Source organism: Promicromonospora sp. NPDC060271, from assembly GCF_042726755.1.
Lineage (GTDB): Bacteria > Actinomycetota > Actinomycetes > Actinomycetales > Cellulomonadaceae > Promicromonospora.
The window spans coordinates 1-20,412 of record NZ_JBHXBG010000063.1 but is presented as its reverse complement, the minus strand read 5'-3'; the positions used below and the strand labels follow the sequence as shown (position 1 = coordinate 20,412).

General features: G+C 72.6%; 15 protein-coding genes. 3 read left to right on the top strand and 12 right to left on the bottom strand.

Annotated features, from left to right (window positions below; translation table 11 throughout):
- Window positions 1-50: 50 nt before the first annotated feature.
- The 9 genes from ACFWE2_RS11845 to ACFWE2_RS11805 all read right to left on the bottom strand — a co-directional run bounded on the left by ACFWE2_RS11845 (window position 51) and on the right by ACFWE2_RS11805 (window position 10,930).
- Window positions 51-1,850, bottom strand: a complete 1,800-nt coding sequence (locus ACFWE2_RS11845) for a dipeptide ABC transporter ATP-binding protein (protein ID WP_377224427.1) — start codon at window positions 1,848-1,850, stop codon at window positions 51-53.
- Complete coding sequence (locus ACFWE2_RS11840) at window positions 1,847-2,659, bottom strand: ABC transporter permease (RefSeq protein ID WP_377224426.1); 813 nt, start codon at window positions 2,657-2,659, stop codon at window positions 1,847-1,849. The genes ACFWE2_RS11845 and ACFWE2_RS11840 overlap by 4 nt, the downstream gene beginning before the upstream one ends.
- Window positions 2,656-3,618 carry an ABC transporter permease gene (locus tag ACFWE2_RS11835; RefSeq protein WP_377224425.1) on the bottom strand — a complete coding sequence of 321 codons (963 nt, stop codon included), beginning with the start codon at window positions 3,616-3,618 and terminating at the stop codon, window positions 2,656-2,658. Before ACFWE2_RS11835 ends, ACFWE2_RS11840 begins: the two co-directional genes overlap by 4 nt.
- Window positions 3,618-5,279: an ABC transporter substrate-binding protein gene (locus tag ACFWE2_RS11830; protein ID WP_377224424.1), complete on the bottom strand. Its 1,662-nt coding sequence runs from the start codon at window positions 5,277-5,279 to the stop codon at window positions 3,618-3,620. Before ACFWE2_RS11830 ends, ACFWE2_RS11835 begins: the two co-directional genes overlap by 1 nt.
- A 608-nt stretch (window positions 5,280-5,887) precedes the next feature.
- Window positions 5,888-6,898, bottom strand: coding sequence for a uridine diphosphate-N-acetylglucosamine-binding protein YvcK (yvcK, locus tag ACFWE2_RS11825; RefSeq protein ID WP_377224423.1), 1,011 nt, complete (start codon window positions 6,896-6,898; stop codon window positions 5,888-5,890).
- Complete coding sequence (gene rapZ / locus ACFWE2_RS11820) at window positions 6,895-7,833, bottom strand: RNase adapter RapZ (protein ID WP_377224422.1); 939 nt, start codon at window positions 7,831-7,833, stop codon at window positions 6,895-6,897. The genes yvcK and rapZ overlap by 4 nt, the downstream gene beginning before the upstream one ends.
- Window positions 7,834-7,852: 19 nt before the next feature.
- On the bottom strand, window positions 7,853-9,814 hold the full coding sequence (gene uvrC, locus ACFWE2_RS11815) for an excinuclease ABC subunit UvrC (RefSeq protein ID WP_377224421.1): 1,962 nt from the start codon (window positions 9,812-9,814) through the stop codon (window positions 7,853-7,855).
- Between the two features lie 120 nt (window positions 9,815-9,934).
- Window positions 9,935-10,420: an OsmC family protein gene (locus ACFWE2_RS11810; protein ID WP_377224420.1), complete on the bottom strand. Its 486-nt coding sequence runs from the start codon at window positions 10,418-10,420 to the stop codon at window positions 9,935-9,937.
- 48 nt (window positions 10,421-10,468) lie between these two features.
- Window positions 10,469-10,930 (bottom strand): MarR family winged helix-turn-helix transcriptional regulator, encoded by a 462-nt coding sequence (locus tag ACFWE2_RS11805; protein ID WP_377224419.1) that lies wholly within the window; start codon window positions 10,928-10,930, stop codon window positions 10,469-10,471.
- A 50-nt stretch (window positions 10,931-10,980) separates the two neighbouring features.
- Between ACFWE2_RS11805 and ACFWE2_RS11800 the strand changes: the two genes are divergently transcribed.
- The gene (locus ACFWE2_RS11800) at window positions 10,981-11,430 is read left to right on the top strand and encodes a nitroreductase/quinone reductase family protein (protein ID WP_377224418.1); all 450 of its coding nucleotides are present in this window, start codon (window positions 10,981-10,983) and stop codon (window positions 11,428-11,430) included.
- A 13-nt stretch (window positions 11,431-11,443) separates the two neighbouring features.
- Here ACFWE2_RS11800 and uvrA read toward each other — a convergent pair whose 3' ends face one another.
- The 3 genes from uvrA to sthA form a co-directional block, all read right to left on the bottom strand.
- Complete coding sequence (uvrA, locus tag ACFWE2_RS11795) at window positions 11,444-14,389, bottom strand: excinuclease ABC subunit UvrA (RefSeq protein WP_377224417.1); 2,946 nt, start codon at window positions 14,387-14,389, stop codon at window positions 11,444-11,446.
- A gap of 151 nt (window positions 14,390-14,540) precedes the next feature.
- Window positions 14,541-17,318: a tetratricopeptide repeat protein gene (locus tag ACFWE2_RS11790; RefSeq protein ID WP_377224416.1), complete on the bottom strand. Its 2,778-nt coding sequence runs from the start codon at window positions 17,316-17,318 to the stop codon at window positions 14,541-14,543.
- A 251-nt stretch (window positions 17,319-17,569) separates the two neighbouring features.
- Complete coding sequence (sthA, locus tag ACFWE2_RS11785; RefSeq protein WP_377224415.1) at window positions 17,570-18,988, bottom strand: Si-specific NAD(P)(+) transhydrogenase; 1,419 nt, start codon at window positions 18,986-18,988, stop codon at window positions 17,570-17,572.
- 109 nt (window positions 18,989-19,097) lie between these two features.
- On the opposite strand from sthA, the gene ACFWE2_RS11780 reads away from it, so the two are divergent.
- Entirely contained in the window at window positions 19,098-19,379 is a 282-nt protein-coding gene (locus ACFWE2_RS11780; protein ID WP_377224414.1) for a YciI family protein, read from the top strand.
- A 125-nt stretch (window positions 19,380-19,504) separates the two neighbouring features.
- Entirely contained in the window at window positions 19,505-20,371 is an 867-nt protein-coding gene (locus ACFWE2_RS11775; RefSeq protein WP_377224413.1) for a hypothetical protein, read from the top strand.
- Window positions 20,372-20,412: the final 41 nt, after the last annotated feature.

Genomic DNA, 20,412 nt, shown 5'->3' with positions numbered 1-20,412 from the left:
GACCGTCGGCTCGGTCACCGGGCCGGTCGCGATCTGCTGCACTGCCTCGGTCATGTCAGGTCCTTCGGGTCGGGGTGCTGCCGGGTGCGGGTACCGGGGATCGCCGCGATCAGCTCGGCGGTGTACGGGTCGGTGGGGTGGTCGAAGACCTGCCCGACGGGGCCGGTCTCCACGAGCCGGCCCTCGCTCATCACCCCGACGTGCTCGGCGACCTGCCGCACCACCGCGAGGTCGTGCGAGATGAACAGGTAGGTGAGGCCCCGCTCCGCGCGCAGGTGGGCGAGCAGGCCGAGCACGCGGGCCTGCACCGACACGTCGAGCGCAGAGGTGGGCTCGTCGAGCACGAGCAGCTCCGGGTCGAGCGCGAGCGCCCGCGCGATGGCGACCCGCTGACGCTGGCCGCCCGACAGCTCGGCGGGGCGGCGTCCGGCGAGATCCGGCGAGAGGTGCACCTGTTCGAGGAGGTGCGCGACCCGGTCGCGCCGCTCCGCGCGGTCTCCCACGCGGTGGGCACGCAGGGGCTCCTCCACGACGGCGGCGACGGTGAACCGGGGGTCCAGGGACGAGTAGGGGTCCTGGTGCACCAGCTGGGTGCGGCGCCGGGTGGTCCGGTCGTCGCGCACGGGGACGCCGTCCAGCTCGACGACGCCGGCGTCCGGCCGCTCCAGCCCGAGCACCAGGCGGGCGGTGGTCGACTTGCCCGAACCCGACTCTCCCACCAGCGCGAACGCGGAACCGCGCGGCACGGTGAACGAGACGTCGTCGACGGCCCGCAGCCGGTCGTGGCGGCCGAGCCGGAACTCCTTGACCAGACCACGCGCGCTCAGCAGGACGGGCGGCGGACTGCCGTGGCCGCCCGCCGGGTCGGGGGCCGGAGCCCGCTGCGTCGTCGTGGCCGGGTCCGACACCGCCACGGTGGAGACCGCCGTCTCGGCGGGCGGGCTGCCGCTGGCGACATCCGCGCTTGGCACAGTATTTCTGCCGGGTGTCGCCGCGACCAGCTCGCGGGTGTACGGGTGCTCGGGGCTGCCCAGCACGCGCGCGGCGGGCCCCTCCTCGACCACCAGGCCGTCCTTGAGGACCACCACGCGGTCGGCGCGGTCGGCGGCCACCGCGAGGTCGTGGGTGATGAGCAGGACCGCGGTCCCCGCGCGCGACGTGAGGGCGCCGAGCAGGTCGAGCACGCGCCGCTGCACCGTGACGTCCAGGGCCGACGTCGGCTCGTCCGCGATCACCAGCTCCGGCTCGCACGCCATCGCGATCCCCACGAGCACCCGCTGCCGCATACCGCCGGAGAGCTGGTGCGGGTACTGCCGCGCACGCGCCGCCGGCCGGTCGAGGCCCACCTCACCAAGGATCTCGACCGCTCGCTCGCGGGCGGCACGGCGCGGCGTCCCGTGCACCACCAGTGCCTCGGCGACCTGCTCCCCCACGCGCACCACGGGGTCCAGCGCCGTGCCCGGGTCCTGCGGCACGAACCCCACGCGGACGCCGCGCACGCGCCGCCAGGCGTCCGGCAGGAGGCCGGTGAGCGGCGTCGGGCGCGGGCCGGCGCCCAGCGCCACCTCCCCTGCGGTCACACGGCCGTCGTCGGGCAGCAGGCCGATCATGGCGTGCGCAGTCGTGGACTTGCCGCTCCCCGACTCACCGACGAGCGCGACCACCTCGCCAGGGCGCACGTCCAGGTCGACGCCGTGCACCACCTCGTGGCCGCGATAGGCGACGCGCAGGCCGCGTACCCGCAGCAGGCTGTCCGACGGCGCCGGCGGTACCGCCGTCGACCGCGTGGCCGCCTGGCCGGTCGGCGCCTGGGACGCTGCCGCTGCCCGCGTCCTCGTCGTGACTGTCATCGGTCGGTCCTTCCGTCGCGGGTGAGCGCCCGCCCGAGCACGCCCACCGCGAGCACGAACAGGGCGATGACCAGGCCGGGCAGCGTCGAGTACCACCAGGCGACCGCCAGGTAGTCGCGGCCCTCCGCCACCAGCGACCCCCACTCGGGGGTGGGTGGCGTGGCGCCGTAGCCGAGAAAGCTCAGGGCCGAGACCGCGAGGATCACGGCCCCGAGCTCGACGGCCGCGAGCGCCAGCACCGGGCCCGCCGCGTTCGGCAGCACGTGCCGAAGCAGGACCGCGGTGCGGCCGGAGCCGGCCAGCCGCGCCGCCTCGACGTAGGTCGCGTGCCGGACGCGCAGCACCTGGCTGCGCATGACGCGGGCGAACGTCGCGACCGAGGCGATGCCGACGGCTATCGCGACCTTCACCGTCCCGAAGCCGAGTGCTGTGACGACCGCGAGCGAGAGGAGCAGGCCGGGGATGGCGAGCAGCACGTCGGTGGCGCGCATGAGCGCGTCGTCCACCGGCCCGCCCACGAAGCCCGCGACCAGACCGACGCCGGATCCGGCGACGAGGGCGACGCCGATCGCGAGCAGCGCGGCCCGCACCGACAGGCTCGTGCCGTGCACGGTGCGCGCGAACAGGTCGCGGCCCAGGTGGTCGGTGCCGAACCAGTGGGCGCCGTCCGGCGGGAGGAGCTTGTCGGCGGGGACGCCGGTGATCGGGTCATGGCCGCTGAACAGGCCGGGGGCGAGCGCCCAGGCCAGCACGAGGACGACCGCCGCGAGCGCCACCAGCGGGGCGGGCCGGGTGAGGGTGCGGGTCATCGGGCGCCTCCCCGGCCGCGGCGGGCTCCGGACAGCACGCGCGGGTCGAGCAGCGGGTGGGCGAGGTCGACGAGGAGGCTGGTGAGGACGAACACGGCCGCGGCGACCACGACCAGCCCCTGGACAACGGGGAGATCCTGGGTAGTCACGGCGTTCTCGACGAGCCTGCCGAAGCCCTGCCGGGAGAACACCGTCTCGACCACGACGGTGCCGCCGAGCAGGTTGCCCACGAGCACGCCGAGCACCGTGACGGTCGGCAGGGAGCCGTTGCGGGCGACGTGCGCGCCGAGCACACGGGCGCGGCCCGCACCCTTGGCGAACGCCGTCTCGACGTAGGGCGCTCGCCAGGCCTCGCGCAGCCCCTGGGACAGCACCTGCGCGACGACGGCGGCGAGGCCCACCGCGAGCGTCACCGCGGGCAGCACCAGCGAGGCGAACCCCTCGTTGCCGACCGCGGGGAAGACGAACCAGGTGAACGAGAACAGGTGGAGCAGCACGAGACCCACCCAGAACCCGGGCACCGCGACGCCGAGCGGGGGCAGCGCCAGCAGCAGGTCGCGCAGCCAGGCGGTCCTGGTCCAGGAGGCGAGGGTCGCGATACCGACGCCGGCAGCCACGCCGAGCACGAGCGCCAGGCCGGCGAGCTTCGCCGTCTCGGGGAAGGCGTCGGCGATGAGGCGGGTCACGGGGGCGCCGCTGCTGATCGAGGTGCCGAGGTCGCCCGTGAGGGTGCGGCCGAGCACCGTGAGGTACTGCTGGAGCGGGCCCTGGTCGAACCCGTAGCGCTCGCGCAGCTCGGCGACGCGCGCGGGGTCGACGCGCTCTCCCCCGGCGCCCTGGTCGAGCATGATCGCCACGGGGTCGCTGGGCAGCAGGTACAGGATGCCGAACGACACGGTGAACGCCGCCCAGAGGACCGCGACGGCGCCGCCGGTGCGGCGCAGGATGTGGGCGAGCATCATTCCTGCTCGATCCAGGCGTCGTGGAACAGCAGGCGCGAGGAGGCGTCGAAGGTCACGCCGTGCACGTCGCCGCGCACCCCGATGGACTGGGCCAGCTCGAACAGCGGGATCGCGAGCCCCTGGTCGAGGATCTCGTGCTGGGCGTCCGCGACAAGGGCCTCGCGGGCGGCCGGGTCGGCCTCGCCGAGCTGCTCGTCGAGCAGCGGGTCGACGACGTCGTCCGGCTCGCGCAGGCTGAGGTTGCGCTGGGCCGTGGAGAACTGGGTGCGCAGGATGTCGGCGTCGGCCCGCGTGACGTTGTAGTAGTACAGGTCGTAGTCGCCGGACTCCTGGGCGGTGGTCTGCTCGGCGGCGGTGAGCTGCCGCAGCCTCAGGTCGATCCCCACGGCGCGCAGCTGCTGGGCGGCCAGCTCCAGCACCGCGCCGCTGCCGGTGAACACCGGCGTGTAGGTCACCTCGATCTCGAGCGGCTCGCCGTCCTTCTCGCGGATACCGTCGGGGCCCTTCGTCCAGCCGGCGTCGTCGAGGATACGGCCGGCCTCGTCCGGGTCGGAGACGAGCAGGTCAGACTGGTCGGCGTACCCGGGCGTGGTGGAGGCCAGCACGCTCGCGGCGGGCTTGAACGCGTCGGAGAGGACGGTGTCGACCAGCTCCTGGCGGTCGACCGCCACGAGGAGCGCACGCCGCACGTCCGGGTCGTCCAGCGGCGGCCGGGTCACGTTGGGCTGGAGCACGAACGGCACACCCGGGTTCGCGCGGGTCAGCACCTCGCCGCCCGACCCCTCGACCTGTGGCACGTCCTGCGGCAGCACGTCGCCGACGGCGTCGAACTGGTCGGACGCGAGCCCGCCGGCACGCACCCCGGACTCGGGGACCACGGTGAACTCGATGGTGTCGAGGTAGGCCTCGCCGGCGTGCCCGGACGACGCGGGCGCCCAGTCGTAGCCCTCGCGCCGGGTGATCACGGCGCCCTGGTCCTGGGTGTAGCTCTCCAGGACGAACGGCCCCGAGCCGACGACGTCGCCCTGCAGCCGTTCGGCGGGATCCACCGCGGCGGTCTCCTCGGACAGGACCGCCAGCGAGACCGTCGAGGTGGCCTGCAGGAACTGCGCGTTGGCCTCGTCGAAGACCACCGTCGCGGTGCGCTCGTCCGGGACCTCTGTCTTCGTGTAGCCCGCGAGATAGCTGGCCGCGAGCGGCGCCGTCGCCCCGAGGTCCCCCGCGACGGCGTCGAAGCTGGCCCGTACGTCGTCGGCGGTCAGGGGGCTGCCGTCGGAGAACGTCACGCCGTCGCGCAGGTGGAAGGTGAAGCGGGTCAGGTCGTCGCTGACGTCCCAGCTCTCGGCGAGCCAGGGCACTATCTCCCCGGTCTCCGGGTCCTGGTCGGTGAGCGAGTCCGCGAGCTGGCGGGCCACGTAGATGCTGACGTTCGTGCCGACCTGCTGCGGGTCGACCCCCTGGGGCGCCGCCCCGAGCGCGAACCGGAGCGTGCCACCCGGGGTGGGATCGGTGGGCGCGGCGCCGGAGGCGGTGTCGGGTCCGGCGCAGCCGGCGAGCGTCAGTGCGGCAACCAGGGCGGTCGTGATCGCGGCTGGGGCGTTCACGGCGGGGGCGTTCACGGCCGTGGCGTTCGTGCGGCGGGGGCGGGTCGGGGCCATGGGGTGTCCTCTCGGGGCACGGCGAAGCAGACCCGCGCGAGGGTGCACGCGGGTCCGTCACCGACGGTGACGTGGGGGCGGGGGTGGTGTGGCGGTGCGGTGCGTCAGCGGCGTGCGGGACAACACTCCTGGACCCGACACATGGGACGGGCGTGCGCGATCTGCACCGTGCCGTTCGTCGCTCGTGCCATGCCGGTCTCCCTCCGATTCGAATTCCCTATCAGATTGATAGGAATTCGGTGTGCGGGAAAGTACGTCGGGCCCCGGGGCATGTCAACGGTGGTCGGGAACGGTCTCGCATCTCGGACGGAACGCCCACCGGGCGCAGGACTGGCGCTCGTCACCTGGGGTCGATCCCGCAGCTCTCCGGGCAAGGACGACCCGACGAGAAGGTGCCAGGTCTCCCGAAGTTCGGTCACCTCAGCCCAACTCAGTTCAGCCAGGCTGAACAGTTCAGATCAGCCCGCACAGCCAGTCCAGAGCCGAACGAGATTCAGCCTTCCCGGCACCCACTACAAACGTCTACCTCACGCCTCGGCCGCAGAGGCGAGCGCGACCGAGCGCGGCAGCGGACCGCACGAACGGCCTGCCGAGAGCGATCCGCACGGTCAGACGTCGCCGTAGACGCCCTCGAACACGTCGCGGTAGGCGGCGGCCAGGCGCAACCCGTCGTGCTTGGTCGTGTCGTCGCCGCGGCGGACCTGCCGCATGATCACGCGCGCACCCATGGACGCCGCGGCGGCCTCCAGGGCCGTGACGTCCTCGACCGCCGACGGGTCGGCGAGCACCGCGTCGATCCTGAGGCCGGGCGCGTGCTTGTGCAGGGCCTCCAGGTGGTCGACGGCGGTGAGGCCCTCCGTCTCGCCGTTCTCCGGGGACAGGTTGAGCGTCACGCAGCGTCGCGCCTTCGTGACGTGCAGGGCCTCGGCGATCGCGGGCACGAGCAGGTGCACCAGCACCGAGGAGTACCAGGACCCGGGGCCAAGGACCACCCAGTCGGCGTCGAGCACCGCCTGGACCGCCTCCGGTGGCGCCGGCGGGTCCGCCGGGAGCAGGCGGAGCTGCTCGATCCGGCCCTCGGTGACCGCCACGCGGCTCTGCCCGACCACGGTCTCCAGCTCGGGCTCGGGCTCGCCGGGCGCGGCGGCGTGCCGTACGTCCGCCTCGACCACCAGCGGCACCGACGCCATCGGCAGCACCCGGCCCCGGGCACCGAGCAGCCGGCCGACCCAGTCCAGGCCCTCGACCTCGTCACCGAGCAGCTCCCACAGCGCCACGATCAGCAGGTTGCCCATGGCGTGGTTGTCCAGCTCGCCCGACGACGCGAAGCGGTGCTGCAGCATCGCGCTCCAGGTACGACCCCACTCGGAGTCGTCGCACAGGGCGGCGAGCGCCATCCGCAGGTCGCCGGGCGGCAGCACGTCGAGCTCGTCACGCAGACGCCCGGAGGAGCCGCCGTCGTCGGCGACCGTCACCACCGCCGTGAGGCGGTCGGACATGAGGCGCAGGGCCGACAGGCTCGCGGACAGTCCGTGGCCACCGCCCAGGGCGACCACCGACGGGTTCTTGCTCCACTCCGGTGCCGGGACGTCCGGCACCCCTGGCGCGTGCGGGATCATTCGCGGCCCAGATCACGTGCCGAGACGGAGACGAGCTGGCCTCGGGCACGGAGTCGGTCGGCGATGGCTTCGGAGATGGCGACGGAGCGGTGCTTGCCTCCCGTGCATCCCACGGCGATGGTCACGTAGCGCTTCTCCTCGTTGAGGTAGCCGGCGAGCACCGGAGCCAGGGCGTCGACGTAGCGGTCGATGAACTCGACGGCGCCCGGTCGGGCGAGCACGTAGTCGCGTACCGGCTGGTCACGCCCCGTCAGGTGCCGCAGCTCGGTGATCCAGTAGGGGTTGGCCAGGAACCGTACGTCCACCACGTGGTCGGCGTCCAGGGGTATGCCGTACTTGAACCCGAACGAGATGACGTTGACGCGCAGCACCTCGTTGATGTCGTGCGCGAGCCATCCGCGGATCTCCCTCGCGAGGTCGTGCACCGACAGGTCCGAGGTGTCGATCCGCAGGTCGGCCCGTGCGGCCAGGGTCGCGACGACGGACCGCTCCTCCGCGATGCCGTCGAGGATGCGGCCCTCGCCCTGCAGCGGGTGCGGCCTGCGGACCTGCTCGAAGCGGCGCACGAGCACCTCGTCGCTCGCGTCGAGGAACAGGATCCGGTAGGCCACCCCTGCCTCGGTCATGTGCACGAGCACCTTGTCGAGCTCCGAGAAGAACTGCCGGCCGCGCACGTCCACCACGACGGCGATGCGCTCGATGCTCGAACCCTTGGCCATGAGGTCGACCAGGGGCACGAGCATCATCGGCGGCAGGTTGTCCACGACGTACCAGTCGAGGTCCTCCAGCACGGCGGCCGCGCGCGACCGGCCGGCGCCCGACATTCCGGTGATCACCAGCACCTGCGGCTCGCTGTGCTCCGGGCTGTGCGTGGCGGCCTCGACCTCGGCGATGCCCTCGGGTGCGGTGATGGGTGACGGCTCGGTGTTGCTCATGGGGCCAAGCATGCCAGCGTCAGGCCTTCAGGGCCGCGACCACCGCCTCCGCCGTCTTGTCCCCCATGCCGCGCACGCTGGCGATCTCCTCGACGCTCGCGGCCTTGAGCCGCTTGAGCGAGCCGAAGTGGGTGAGCAGCACCTTCTTGCGCGCCGGGCCGAGCCCGGGGACGTCGTCGAGCACGGAGGCCGTCATGCCCTTGCTGCGCCGCCTGCGGTGCTGCGTGATCGCGAACCGGTGCGCCTCGTCCCGGACACGCTGCAGCAGGTACAGGCCCTCGCTGGAACGCTGCAGGATGACGGGGTAGTCCTCCCCCGGCACCCACACCTCCTCCAGGCGCTTGGCCAGGCCGCAGAGCGCGACGTCGGTGATGCCGAGCTCGTCCAGCGCCCGCTTCGCGGCGGCGACCTGGGGCGGTCCGCCGTCGACCACGACGAGGCTGGGCGGGTACGCGAACCGTGCCTTCTCCTCCGGCGCGTCGGCGGCCACCTCGCCGCCGGACAGCTCGCCGCCGGACAGCTCGGCGGCCATCTCGACGTCGTTGGACTTCAGGCGGTCGGCCAGGTAGCGCTTGAAGCGGCGCGTGATGACCTCGTGCATGGCCTCGGTGTCGTCGCGGGCGCCGTCGCCGTCCGACCCGCGGATGCTGAACGAGCGGTACTCGCTCTTGCGGGCCAGGCCGTCCTCGAACACCACCATCGACGCCGACTGGTAGGTGCCCTGGGTGTGCGAGATGTCGTAGCACTCGATGCGCAGGGGCGCCGAGTCCAGGTCGAGCGCCTCCTGGATCTCCGCGAGGGCCTGGGAGCGGGTCGTGAGGTCACCCGCTCGGCGCGTGCGGTGCACCATGAGCGCGTGCTCGGCGTTCTTGCGGACGGTGGCCGCGAGCTCCTTCTTGTCGCCGCGCTGCGGTACCCGCACGTCGACGCGCGCGCCCCGCAGCCCGCTGAGCCAGGTGCCGACCTGCTCGAGGTCGGGCGGCAGCACCGGCACGAGGACCTCGCGCGGCACCGCGTCACGGGCCTCCACCCCGTCCACCTCGTCGGCGGCCCCGTAGACCTGCTGCAGCAGGTGCTCCACGAGCTCGCCGTCGGTGATGTCCTCGACCTTCTCGACGATCCAGCCCCGCTGGCCGCGGATGCGGCCCCCGCGGACGTGGAACACCTGGACGGCGGCCTCGAGCTCGTCCCCCACGAGGGCGAAGACGTCGGCGTCGGTGGCGTCGCCGAGCACAACGGCGTTCTTCTCGGTGGCCCGCCGCAGGGCCTCGATGTCGTCGCGCAGGCGGGCCGCCTGCTCGTACTCCATCTCCGCGGCCGCCTCCTGCATGCGCTTGGTGAGCCGCCGCTCGAACTTGGCGGTGTCGCCCGCCATGAAGTCGCAGAAGTCCAGGACCAGGGCCCGGTGGTCGTCGACGCTGATGCGGCCGACACAGGGCGCGGAGCACTTGTCGATGTACCCGAGCAGGCACGGCCGGCCCGACTGCCCGGCGCGCTTGTAGACGCCGGCCGAGCACGTCCGGATCGGGAAGACGCGCAGCAGCAGGTCGAGCGTCTCCCGGATGGCCCAGGCGTGCCCGTACGGGCCGAAGTAGCGGGTGCCCTTGCGCTTGGCCCCCCGCATGACCTGGGCGCGCGGCACCTCCTCCCCCAGGGTCACCGCGAGGTACGGGTACGACTTGTCGTCCCGGTACTTCACGTTGAACCGCGGGTCGTACTGCTGGATCCAGGTGAACTCCAGGGCGAGCGCCTCGACCTCTGTGCCGACCACCGTCCACTCGACGGACGCCGCCGTCGTCACCATCCGCCGGGTGCGCTCGTGCAGGTTCGCGACGTCCTGGAAGTAGTTCGCCAGGCGCTGGCGCAGGTTCTTCGCCTTGCCCACGTAGACGACCCGGCCGTGCTCGTCTCGGAACCGGTAGACGCCGGGCGAGGTCGGGATCTCTCCCGCCTTGGGTCGATAGGTAGCTGGATCCGCCATGCCCCCAACCTATGCGGTGCCACTGACAAGAACGCACGCGCCCCAGTGTTGAGTGCTGGCTATCTGCGCCCGATCCGGCTCCGGAGGCGCAAATACCCAGCACCCAACGCTGGTAAGGGGTCAGACGGTGACGTGGACCGGGGTCGGCTCCACGAGGACCGGGAAGTTCACCGACCGGGCGATGAAGCACATCGCGTGCGCCTTGTGGTGCAGGGCCGCGAGGTGCTCGTCCGTCGCGAGCTCACCCGGGTCCACGACGACCTTCGGGTGCAGCGTCACGTCGGTGAACGCGCCCTCGCCGCGCGACTCGACGCGCATGGTGCCGGTCGCCGCATCGGTGTACTCGCGCACGACCAGGCCCGACTCCGCCGCCAGGTGCAGGAACCACAGCATGTGGCACTGGCTCAGGCTCGCGACGAAGAGCTCCTCCGGGCTGTTCCGGGCCGGGTCGCCCCGGAAGGCCGGGTCGGCCGATCCGAGCAGGGGCGGCTTGTGCGGCAGGTCGATCTCGTGGTCGCGGGAGTACGAGGTGTACGACGTCGTACCCGCATCCCCCGCACCCGTCCATCGCACCGTCACGGCGTAGTCATGCGTGGCTCCGCTCATGGGCCCAGCGTAGCGGCTGGTGCCCTCGATCACACCGCGGTTCCGGGCTCACCCCATCGCCCGGATCCTGGCCGCCTGCTCGAGCTGCAGCGCGTACCCCCGCTCCAGGAAGTCGATGATGACCTCCAGCTCCGCGACCGTCCGACGACGCAGCTCAGCCGTCCCGTCTTCCGCGACCGGCCCGTAGACGCTCTCGACCCGCTGCTCGGCGGCCGCCGTGAGGGTGACCGTGACCCGCCGGCGATCGGCGGGGTCGGGCTCGCGGACGACGTACCCGTGCTCCACCAGCCTCTGGACGGCCGCCGTGGTCGCGGCCGGACTCAAGCCGGTCGCCTCGGCGACCTGCCCCGCCGTCATCCTTCCCCCGGCGTCCACCAGCTCTCCGATGATCCGCAGATCGGTGCGGATGATCCCGAACGCGTCCGCCGCCGCGTCGTCGACGACGTCAGCTGCAGCACCGAACCGTTCCACCGCCTTCGCGGCCCGCTCGACCAGTGATTGCTTTGACACCCGAACTATTCTACGCTCGAAATAATAATTTCGACGACCGAAGGAATCCGATGTCCCGCCACTCCCCGCTCCCGACGTGGCTGCCGACCGCCAACCGCATCGTGAAGGCCCTCCAGCGACTCGGGCTACCGCTGGGCACCATCCACGTGCTCACGGTGCCAGGGCGCGTCTCGGGCGCCCCGCGAGCGACGCCCGTCTCCCCCCTGACGGTCGACGAGCACCGTTATGTGATCGCCGGGCTCGCCGAGTCGGACTGGGCCCGCAACGCGCGGCACGCCGGCCACGGGCAGCTCGCCCGCGGCCGGCGTCACCACCGCGTGGACCTCCGCGAGGTCACGGACCCCGAGCTGCGGCGCACGGTCATGCGTGCGTTCCCCACGCAGGTACCCCACGGCGTCTTCTTCTTCCAGGAGATCGGCCTGGTCAGCGGCCCCGACCCGGACGAGTTCGCCGCTGCCGCCGACGACGTGGCCGTGTTCGAGATCCGTGCCACGAGCTAGCCGCGTCCGATCGTCAGGCCGTGGCGCCCGCCTTCGCCTTGGTCGCGCTCCTCGCCGCGGGCTTGCGCTTCGGCCTGCCGTTCGCCGGCGGCAGCACCGGGACCTCGCCGGCCTGGGCGTGCACCTCGAGGATCTCCGCGAGGTACGTCCCGGTGTGGCTCTCGGGCACCGCCGCCACGGCCTCGGGCGTGCCCTGCGCGACGACGTTACCGCCGCCGCTGCCGCCCTCCGGCCCCATGTCGATCACCCAGTCGGCGTTCTTGATGACGTCGAGGTTGTGCTCGATCACGATGACCGTGTTGCCCTTGTCGGCCAGCGACTGCAGCACGCCGAGCAGCCGGCGGACGTCCTCGAAGTGGAGGCCCGTCGTCGGCTCGTCCAGGACGTACGCCGACCGGCCCGAGGACCGCTTCTGCAGCTCCGCCGCCAGCTTGACGCGCTGCGCCTCGCCACCGGACAGAGTGGGCGCCGGCTGCCCGAGCCGCACGTACCCCAGGCCGACGTCGACCAGGGTGGACAGGTGCCGGGAGATCGCCGGGAACGCCTTGAAGAACTCGGCGGCCTCCTCGATCGGCATGTCGAGCACGTCGGCGACCGTCTTGCCCTTGAAGTGCACCTCCAGCGTCTCGCGGTTGTACCGCGCGCCGTGGCAGACCTCGCACGGCACGTAGACGTCCGGCAGGAAGTTCATCTCGATCTTGATGGTGCCGTCGCCCGCGCACGCCTCGCAGCGGCCGCCCTTGACGTTGAACGAGAACCGGCCAGGACCGTAACCACGGACCTTGGCCTCCTCGGTCTCCGCGAAGATCTTGCGGATCCGGTCCCAGACGCCCGTGTACGTGGCGGGGTTGGATCGCGGCGTACGCCCGATCGGCCCCTGGTCCACGTGCACGACCTTGTCGAGCTGGTCCAGACCCGTCACGCGCCGGTGCCGCCCCGCGACCCGCCGCGCACCGTTGAGCTGGTTCGCCATGACGGTGTACAGGATCGAGTTGACCAGGGTGGACTTGCCGGAGCCGGACACGCCCGACACGACGGTCAGCACCCCGAGCGGGAACGACACGTCGACGTCGCGCAGGTTGTTCTCGTGCGCGCCGATCACCGTGACCTGCCGGTCGTGGTCGATCGGCCGCCGCACGGCCGGCACCGGGATGGAGCGCCGCCCGGCGAGGTACGCGCCGGTCATCGACTCCTTCGCCTCGAGCAGGCCCGCGTAGTCACCCGAGTGGATGACCTTGCCGCCGTGCTCGCCCGCGCCCGGGCCGATGTCGACGATCCAGTCCGCCGCGCGGATCGTGTCCTCGTCGTGCTCGACGACGATCAGCGTGTTGCCCAGGTCGCGCAGGCGGGTCAGCGTGTCGATCAGGCGGCGGTTGTCCCGCTGGTGCAGCCCGATGGACGGCTCGTCCAGCACGTACAGGACACCAACCAGCCCGGAACCGATCTGGGTGGCCAGCCGGATGCGCTGGGCCTCGCCGCCGGACAGGGTGCCTGCCGGGCGCTCCAGCGTGAGGTAGTGCAGACCGACGTCGAGGAGGAAGCCGAGCCGCGCGTGGATCTCCTTGAGGACCTCGGTCGCGATCTGCGCCTCGCGCACCCCGAGCACGATGCCCTTGAGGAACTCGGCGGCCTCGCCCACCGGCAGGCGGCTGACGTCGGCGATGGACAGCCCGTCGATCTTGACCGCGAGCACCTCCGGCTTGAGCCGCGCGCCACCGCACGTGGGGCACGGCACCTCGCGCATGTAGGCCTCGTACTTGTCCTTGGACAGGTCGGAGTCGGTCTCGCGGTGCCGGCGCTCCAGGAACGTCACGGCACCCTCGAACCCGGTCGAGTACTGCCGTTCGCGACCCCACCGGTTCTTGTACTTGACGTGCACCTTGTGGTCGCGCCCGTGCAGGATCGCGTCCCGCGCCCGCTGGGGCAGCGCCCGCCACGGCACGTCCATGGAGAACTTCATCTCCTCCGCGAGCGCCGTCAGCACACGCTCGAAGTACTCCGACGACGTCTGCGCCCACGGGGCGACGGCGCCGCCGCGCAGCGTCTGCTCGTCGTCCGGCACGATGAGGTCGGGGTCGACCTCCAGCCGGAAGCCGATGCCCGTGCACTCCGGGCACGCGCCGTACGGTGCGTTGAACGAGAACGTCCGCGGCTCGATCTCGTCGAGCGCGAGGGGGTGCTCGTTCGGGCAGGCCCGCTTCTCGGAGAACTTGCGGGTGCGGGTCAGGTCGTCGACGTCGGCGTCCACGAGCTCGATCATCACGAGGCCGTTCGCCAGGGTCAGCGCGGTCTCGACGGAGTCCGTCAGCCGGCGCTGCACACCGTCGCGCGCCACGAGCCGGTCCACGACGACCTCGATGTCGTGCTTGAGCTTCTTCTCCAGCGTTGGCGGGTCGGTGAGCTGCACGACCTCGCCGTCGACCCGGGCTCGCGAGAAGCCCTTGGCCTGCAGCTCCTTGAACAGGTCCGCGTACTCGCCCTTGCGGCCGCGCACGACGGGTGCCAGCACCTGGTACCGCGTGTTCTCGGGCAGCTCGAGGATCTGGTCCACGATCTGCTGCGGCGTCTGCGACTGGACCTTCTCGCCGCACACCGGGCAGTACTGCGTGCCGGCGCGCGCGAACAGCAGACGCAGGTAGTCGTAGACCTCGGTGATGGTGCCGACCGTGGAGCGCGGGTTGCGGTTGGTCGACTTCTGGTCGATCGACACCGCGGGCGACAACCCCTCGATGAAGTCGACGTCCGGCTTGTCCATCTGGCCGAGGAACTGGCGCGCGTACGCGGACAGCGACTCGACGTACCGGCGCTGCCCCTCCGCGAAGATCGTGTCGAACGCGAGCGACGACTTGCCGGAGCCCGACAGCCCCGTGAACACGATGAGCTGGTCCCTGGGCAGGTCCAGGGAGACGTTCTTCAGGTTGTGCTCTCGGGCACCCGAGACGACGAGGCGATTGCTCACAGAGGCATCCTAGGGCGACCCACTGACATTCGCACGCCTGTTCTAGGAAACGGGACGAGGATCACGCTGACGGACTCGTCACACCCGGCCCGACACCCGACGCGGAACCCGCGCGACACCCGCGCGACACCCGCCCGGCGCCCGCAGGGCCTCAGCGCACCGCCCGGCCGTCGGAGACACCCGACCGGCGTACGCGGGCCTGCAGGTCGAGGGCCCGCAGGAGGTCCTGCTCGTGCGCGTAGGACCCGTCGACGAGCCGGCGCCGGACGTCCACGACCTCCTGGGCGTACTCGGCCGCGGAGTCCAGCATGTTGAGGTCGAGGTGCACCGAGGCCATGTTGGAGAGGGCGGAGGCGAGACCTGGCAGGTGGAGGTCGGGGCTCCGGCGCGCGAGCCCGCGGCGGACGCGTACGGCCTCCGCCGTCGGCTCGACGCCTTCCTCGGGGCGCCCCGCGTCGATGAGCGCGGCGCCGAGGTTCAGCAGCGCGTCGGCGAGGTCCGGCTCGAAACGTTCGGGGTCGTGGGCGGCGAGCAGCCGCAGCTGGGCCACAGCCTCCTCGGTGGGCGCGACGGCGTCCTCGGCCCGGCCGAGCTCCGAGTAGAGCACCCCCAGGTTGGACAGCGAGCGCGCCAGGTACTCCTCGCCCGGGTGCCCCTCCGCCGCCAGGCCGCGCCGGATCGCCACCGCCTCCTGCTCGAGGGGCAGCGCCTCGTCCGGCTCCCCGGCACGCGAGTGCGTGACCGCGAGGTTCGACAGCGAGGCGGCGAGCATCCTGCGGAACCGCGCGGGGTTCTCGCGCGCGAGCCGACGGCGCAGCAGCACGGCCTCGCGCTCGAGGGATATCGCCTCGTCCAGGTCGCCGAGCCGGGACCGTACCGCGCCCAGCGACGCGAGCGTGTAGGCGAGCGTCCAGGTGTGCGCGGCGGGATTCTCGCGGGCGAGCTGGCGGCGCAGGGCCGCGGCCTCGCCGAGCGGCTCGATCGCCTCCCGGTCACGGCCGAGCGCCGCGTACGAGTTGGCGAGGTTCGTCAGCGCGAACCCGAGCTCCTGCCGGTACCGCTCGGGCGCCTGCAGCACCATCCTGCGGCTGAGCTCGACCGCCTCCAGCGCGAACGCGGGGGCCTCCTCCGGGCGGCTCTCCGTGAGCGTCACCGCGCGGTTGGACAGGGCGGTCGTCAGGAAGACGCCCCACTGCCGCGGGTCGCGCCGCACCAGGTTCCGGAGGATCGGGAGCAGCTCCATGAACCGCGCGTCCTCCTCCTGGGGAGGACCCGTGTCGCTCAGGACGACGGTCAGGCTCATCAGGACGCGGGCCAGCTCGGCCTCGATCCAGCCGGTGTCCCGTTCGTCCGCCGCCCGGGTCAGCTCGACCGCCTCGAGCTGCGCGGCCAGCGCGTCCTTCGTCATCCCGGCTCGCCAGTGTGCGACGCCGAGGGCGTTGATCGCCCCCACCAGGGCCGTGCGGTACCGGTCCGGGTCGCCCGCCGCGAGGCGGCGCCACGCGGCGACGGCCGCCTCCAGCGCGTCCAGCGACTCGGCGAGGCGCGCGTCGTCCCTGAGCGCCATGCCCAGGTCGGTGAGCGCCTCGGCCCGGCCCGCCGCGTCCCGGGCCGCCGCGACCGACCGCTCGGCCCTGTCCACGTCGTCGGTCGACACGTCCATCACGCCGCGGGGCTTGAGCAGGAACGACGTCCGCAGGGCGCGTGGGTCGTCCCCGTAGGAGTCGGCCGCGCGGCGCAGGAGCTCCGCCGCCAGCGCGCCGACCCCCGGCGTCTCCGACAGCTCGATCTCCAGCCGGCGGGCCACGTGGACCACGCGCAGCGCCGCCTTCCTGGACAGGCCCCACGTGCACGAGCCGACCAGGGCGACCGACCGCCCGAACCGGTCGGCGATGAGCACGTCCCCGACGCGGCCGTGCCCGACGGCATTCGCCTCCAGCCCCGTCACCGGACGCTGCAGGCCGAGCAGCCACTGCGTACCGGCGCGGCCGGGCACCCCGGGGACCACCCTGCGCAGCACGTCGCGCACGCTCGCCGCGTCGTCGGCACCCAGCAGGCACACCGCGGCCACGACGTCCTTGACCTCGTCGACGGTCAGCTCGAGACCGGCCTCGCGCGCCGACCGCGTCCACGAGCTCGCGGCCACCTCGAGGAGACCGCGCACCGGGTTCAGCTCGGTGGCCGGGACCTGGATCCCTGCCGCCCCGAGGGCGGCCAGGGCCGCGGCGGCGTGCAGGTCGATCACACGAGTCCCGCCGACCGGTTCCGGCATGCGCACGGCGGACACGCCGGGGTTCTCGACGCCGAGGCACTCGGCGAACGCGGCGGTCGCGGCCTCCAGCACCGCGCGGTCCGGCAGGCCGGGCGCCAGTGCCAGGTCCAGCGGGACCTGCGTCGCGCCGTCCCGCTCGAGCAGCGGCCACAGCATCGAGCCCCAGCGCAGCCGGCGCAGCCACTCCCCCGCGACCCGGGCCAGCAGGAGGACGCGAACGCGGCCACGGCCGGGGCGGGCCAGGGCGTCGAGCATCGCGCCGAGGCCCAGCCGGGTCGCCGCGTTGTCCACTATGAAGAGCACGTCGCCCGGCGGCCGTGCGCGGACCGTGGCGGCCTCCCTGCCGCGCGGCACGGGGACGACGGTCCAGCCGGACTCGCCCAGCCGGCTGCCGAACTCGTTCGCGAGGCGGGTCTTGCCGAAGCCGACGGGAGCGACGATGAGCCGCAGGCTGATCGACGCCGGGCTCTCGGCCCACGTGCGGAGCTCGTCGAGCTCCTGCTCGCGACCCATGAAGGGGACCACGGCCCGGGCCGGGTCGAGCAGGGCGGTCGGGCGCCGGATGCCGTCCAGCGGCTCGTCCGCAGCAGCCGTGAGAGGGCCGCGGCGGACCACCGTGCGGGCGGCCCGGACCGCGGCGGCCAACCGGGTCGACACCTCCGAGACCACCACGATGAGCAAGTCAACCGGACGAACGTCCAACACTGCAAGGGGAACAGGCAGACTGGTTCACCCCGTGATCAGGACCGCGCACGGACGAACACGGCGTAACGGTCGCGCGGCCGCTTGTGAACGGCGTCACCGTGCCGTTTCGCCCGCGGCCAGGTCGCTCGCGACCGGATCACCCGACGCGGAATTTCACCCGCGGCCTGGCCCGACCCGGCCGGCCCCAGCCCGGCCCGGTGCCGTCAGAACCCGAACCGCTCGACGTCCCGCATCTTGTTCGTCGCGTCGAGCGCTGCGACCTTGTAGGCCTCCGCGAGCGTGGGGTAGTTGAACACCGTGTCGACCAGATGGTCCACGGTGCCGCCGGTGGTCATGATCGCCTGTCCGATGTGGATGATCTCGGTGGCCCCGGTCCCGAACACGTGCACGCCGAGGATCTTGCGGTCCTCGGTCGAGACGAGCAGCTTGAGCATCCCGTAGGAGTCGCCGACGATCTGCCCGCGCGCCAGCTCGCGGTAACGCGCGACCCCCACCTCGTACGGCACGCCGGCGGTGGTGAGCTGGTCCTCGGTGTCCCCGCAGTAGGAGATCTCCGGGATCGTGTAGATCCCGATCGGCTGCAGCTCCAGCAGCGACGAGATCGGCTCGCCGAACGCGTGGTACGCCGCGAGCCGCCCCTGCTCCTGGGAGGTGGCGGCGAGCGCGGGGAAGCCGATCACGTCGCCGACGGCGTAGATGTGCTCGACGCCGGTGCGGAACTGCTTGTCGACCTGCAGGCGGCCGCGCCCGTCCGCCTCGAGCCCCGCCGCGGCGAGGTCGAGCCCGTCGGTGGCGCCCTGCCGCCCGGCGGAGTAGAGCACGCAGTCGGCGGGGATCCGCTTGCCGGAGGCGAGCGCGGTGACCGTGCCGCCGCTGCCCGCCGTCACCGACTCGACGGTCTCCCCCAGCCGGAAGGTCACCGACAGGTCGCGCAGCTGGAACTTGAGCGCCTCGACGACCTCGGAGTCGCAGAAGTCGAGGATCTTGTCCCGCGCCTCGACGACGGTGACGCGCGTGCCGAGCGCCGCGAACACCGACGCGTACTCGATGCCGATCACCCCCGCGCCGACCACGACCATGGTCCGCGGCACCTCCGTCATGTCGAGGATGCCGTCGGAGTCGACCACGCGGACGCCGTCGAACGCGATGTTCGCGGGCCGCGCGGGCCTGGTGCCGACAGCCACGACCAGCTTGTCGGCGGACAGCCGCCGGACGACGTCGCCCTCGCCGTCCGTCACCTCCACGTCGTGCGGGCCGGTGAACCGGGCGCTGCCCACCACCGTCTCGACCTGGTTGCGCGCGAGCTGGCTGCGCACCACCTCGACCTCCCGGCCGATGACGTGCTGGAGCCGCGCGAGCAGGTCCTGGACGGTGATGCGGTCCTTGAGCCGGTAGCTGGAGCCGTACACGTCGCGCATGTGCAGGCCGGTCAGGTACAGGACCGCCTCGCGCAGGGTCTTGGACGGGATGGTGCCCGTGTGCAGGCTGACGCCGCCGACGTGGTCGCGCCGCTCGACCACGGCCGCCCGCCTGCCGAGCTTGGCTGCAGCGATGGCGGCCTTCTGGCCGCCGGGGCCGGAGCCGATCACGACGAGGTCGAAGTGGTTCTCACGTGCGTCCATGGTCCGAGTGTGGCGGTGCGGCGGCCTCGTGACGAGCGACTTCGTCACGGACGGTGCAACTTCATCAAGAATTAACCGGCTCCGCCGTCGTGATGGCAGGCTGGCGCCCATGAGCATCTACGCCGTGAGCTACACCTACTCCGATGACGTGGCGACCCGTGACGAGGTCCGCCCCAGCCACCGCGACTTCCTGCGCGGGCTCAACGCGGAGGGCATCGTGCGCGCCTCGGGACCGGTCGACGGCGGGGTCGGCGCGCTGGTCGTCGTCGAGGCGGAGTCCGCAGAGGACGCGCTGCGCATCCTGGACGCAGACCCGTTCCAGGTGCGGGGCGTCATCGCCGAGCGCAGCGTGCGCCAGTGGGACGTGGTGATCGGCGGCCTCGCGGAGTAGGGCGCCAATACTTCGCCATGTGGAAACTTTGACCGAAGAGTCCTGACCGGGCAATGGTCTTGAGCGCCCCCTGGTGCACATGATGCCAGTTGGAGCACTGCTGGCTATGTTCGGGAGGCACCCGCATGACCTCTGTCGACAGCACCACGGTGGCCTACGCGGAGATCAGTCCGCGGATCTGCGTGACGCCGCCGTACTACGCGCTCGGTGACCTGGTCAGCCCCGCCCCCGGGCTGGCCACCGCCACGGTCCCGGTCCAGACGCCCACCGGACGCCAGGCGACCCTGATCAACATCGCGGAGGCAGGGCGGCACCTCGCCATCCTCGGCCTCTCCGCCACCGCCACCAGCAACCCGGGCGCCGGACGGCACTACTACCTCGCGCACCGCGGGGTGGGCCGGATGTATCCGCCGGTCGGGGCGCTGACCACGCTCCACGGGACGGCGGCCGCCCGCATGACGGGCCGCAACCGCGCGGTCGCCGAGACCGAGCTGCGCGACGCCGACGGGAGTCTCGTGGCGCGGCTCGATCTCGAGTACCTCGTCATGTCGGAGCCCGTGTTCCGGCGCCTGATGGGCCCGGCCACCGCACTGGACGCCACGGAGCCGGCCAGCCCGTACAGCGCCCCCGCACCGCTCGTGGACGTCGCGGCCGACGCCCGCAGCGCCACGGCCAAGCTGGCGGTGGAGGCGGCGATGTGCCGGGGGCACTTCGACGGGTTCCCGGCCCTGCCCGTCTCCGTGGCGGGCTACGCGACGTTCGCGCTGTTCGACCATGTCCTTCAGGCCGCTGCGGGGCCCGACGCCCGATGGCAGGCGGGTCGCTTCCGGCTGCGGGCGGATCATCTCGCCGCGGCGGGCCAGACCTGCACGGTGGACGTCGAACCGTCGCCACCCACCGAGCCCGAGGCCCACGAGAGCGGGTTCACCGGGACGCTCCGGTCCGGTGGCCACGACATCTTCTCGATCCAGGTGGACTACACGACGCTCTGATCCGACGGCCCGGGCAGGCCGACGGCCGCGCCACCGTGGTG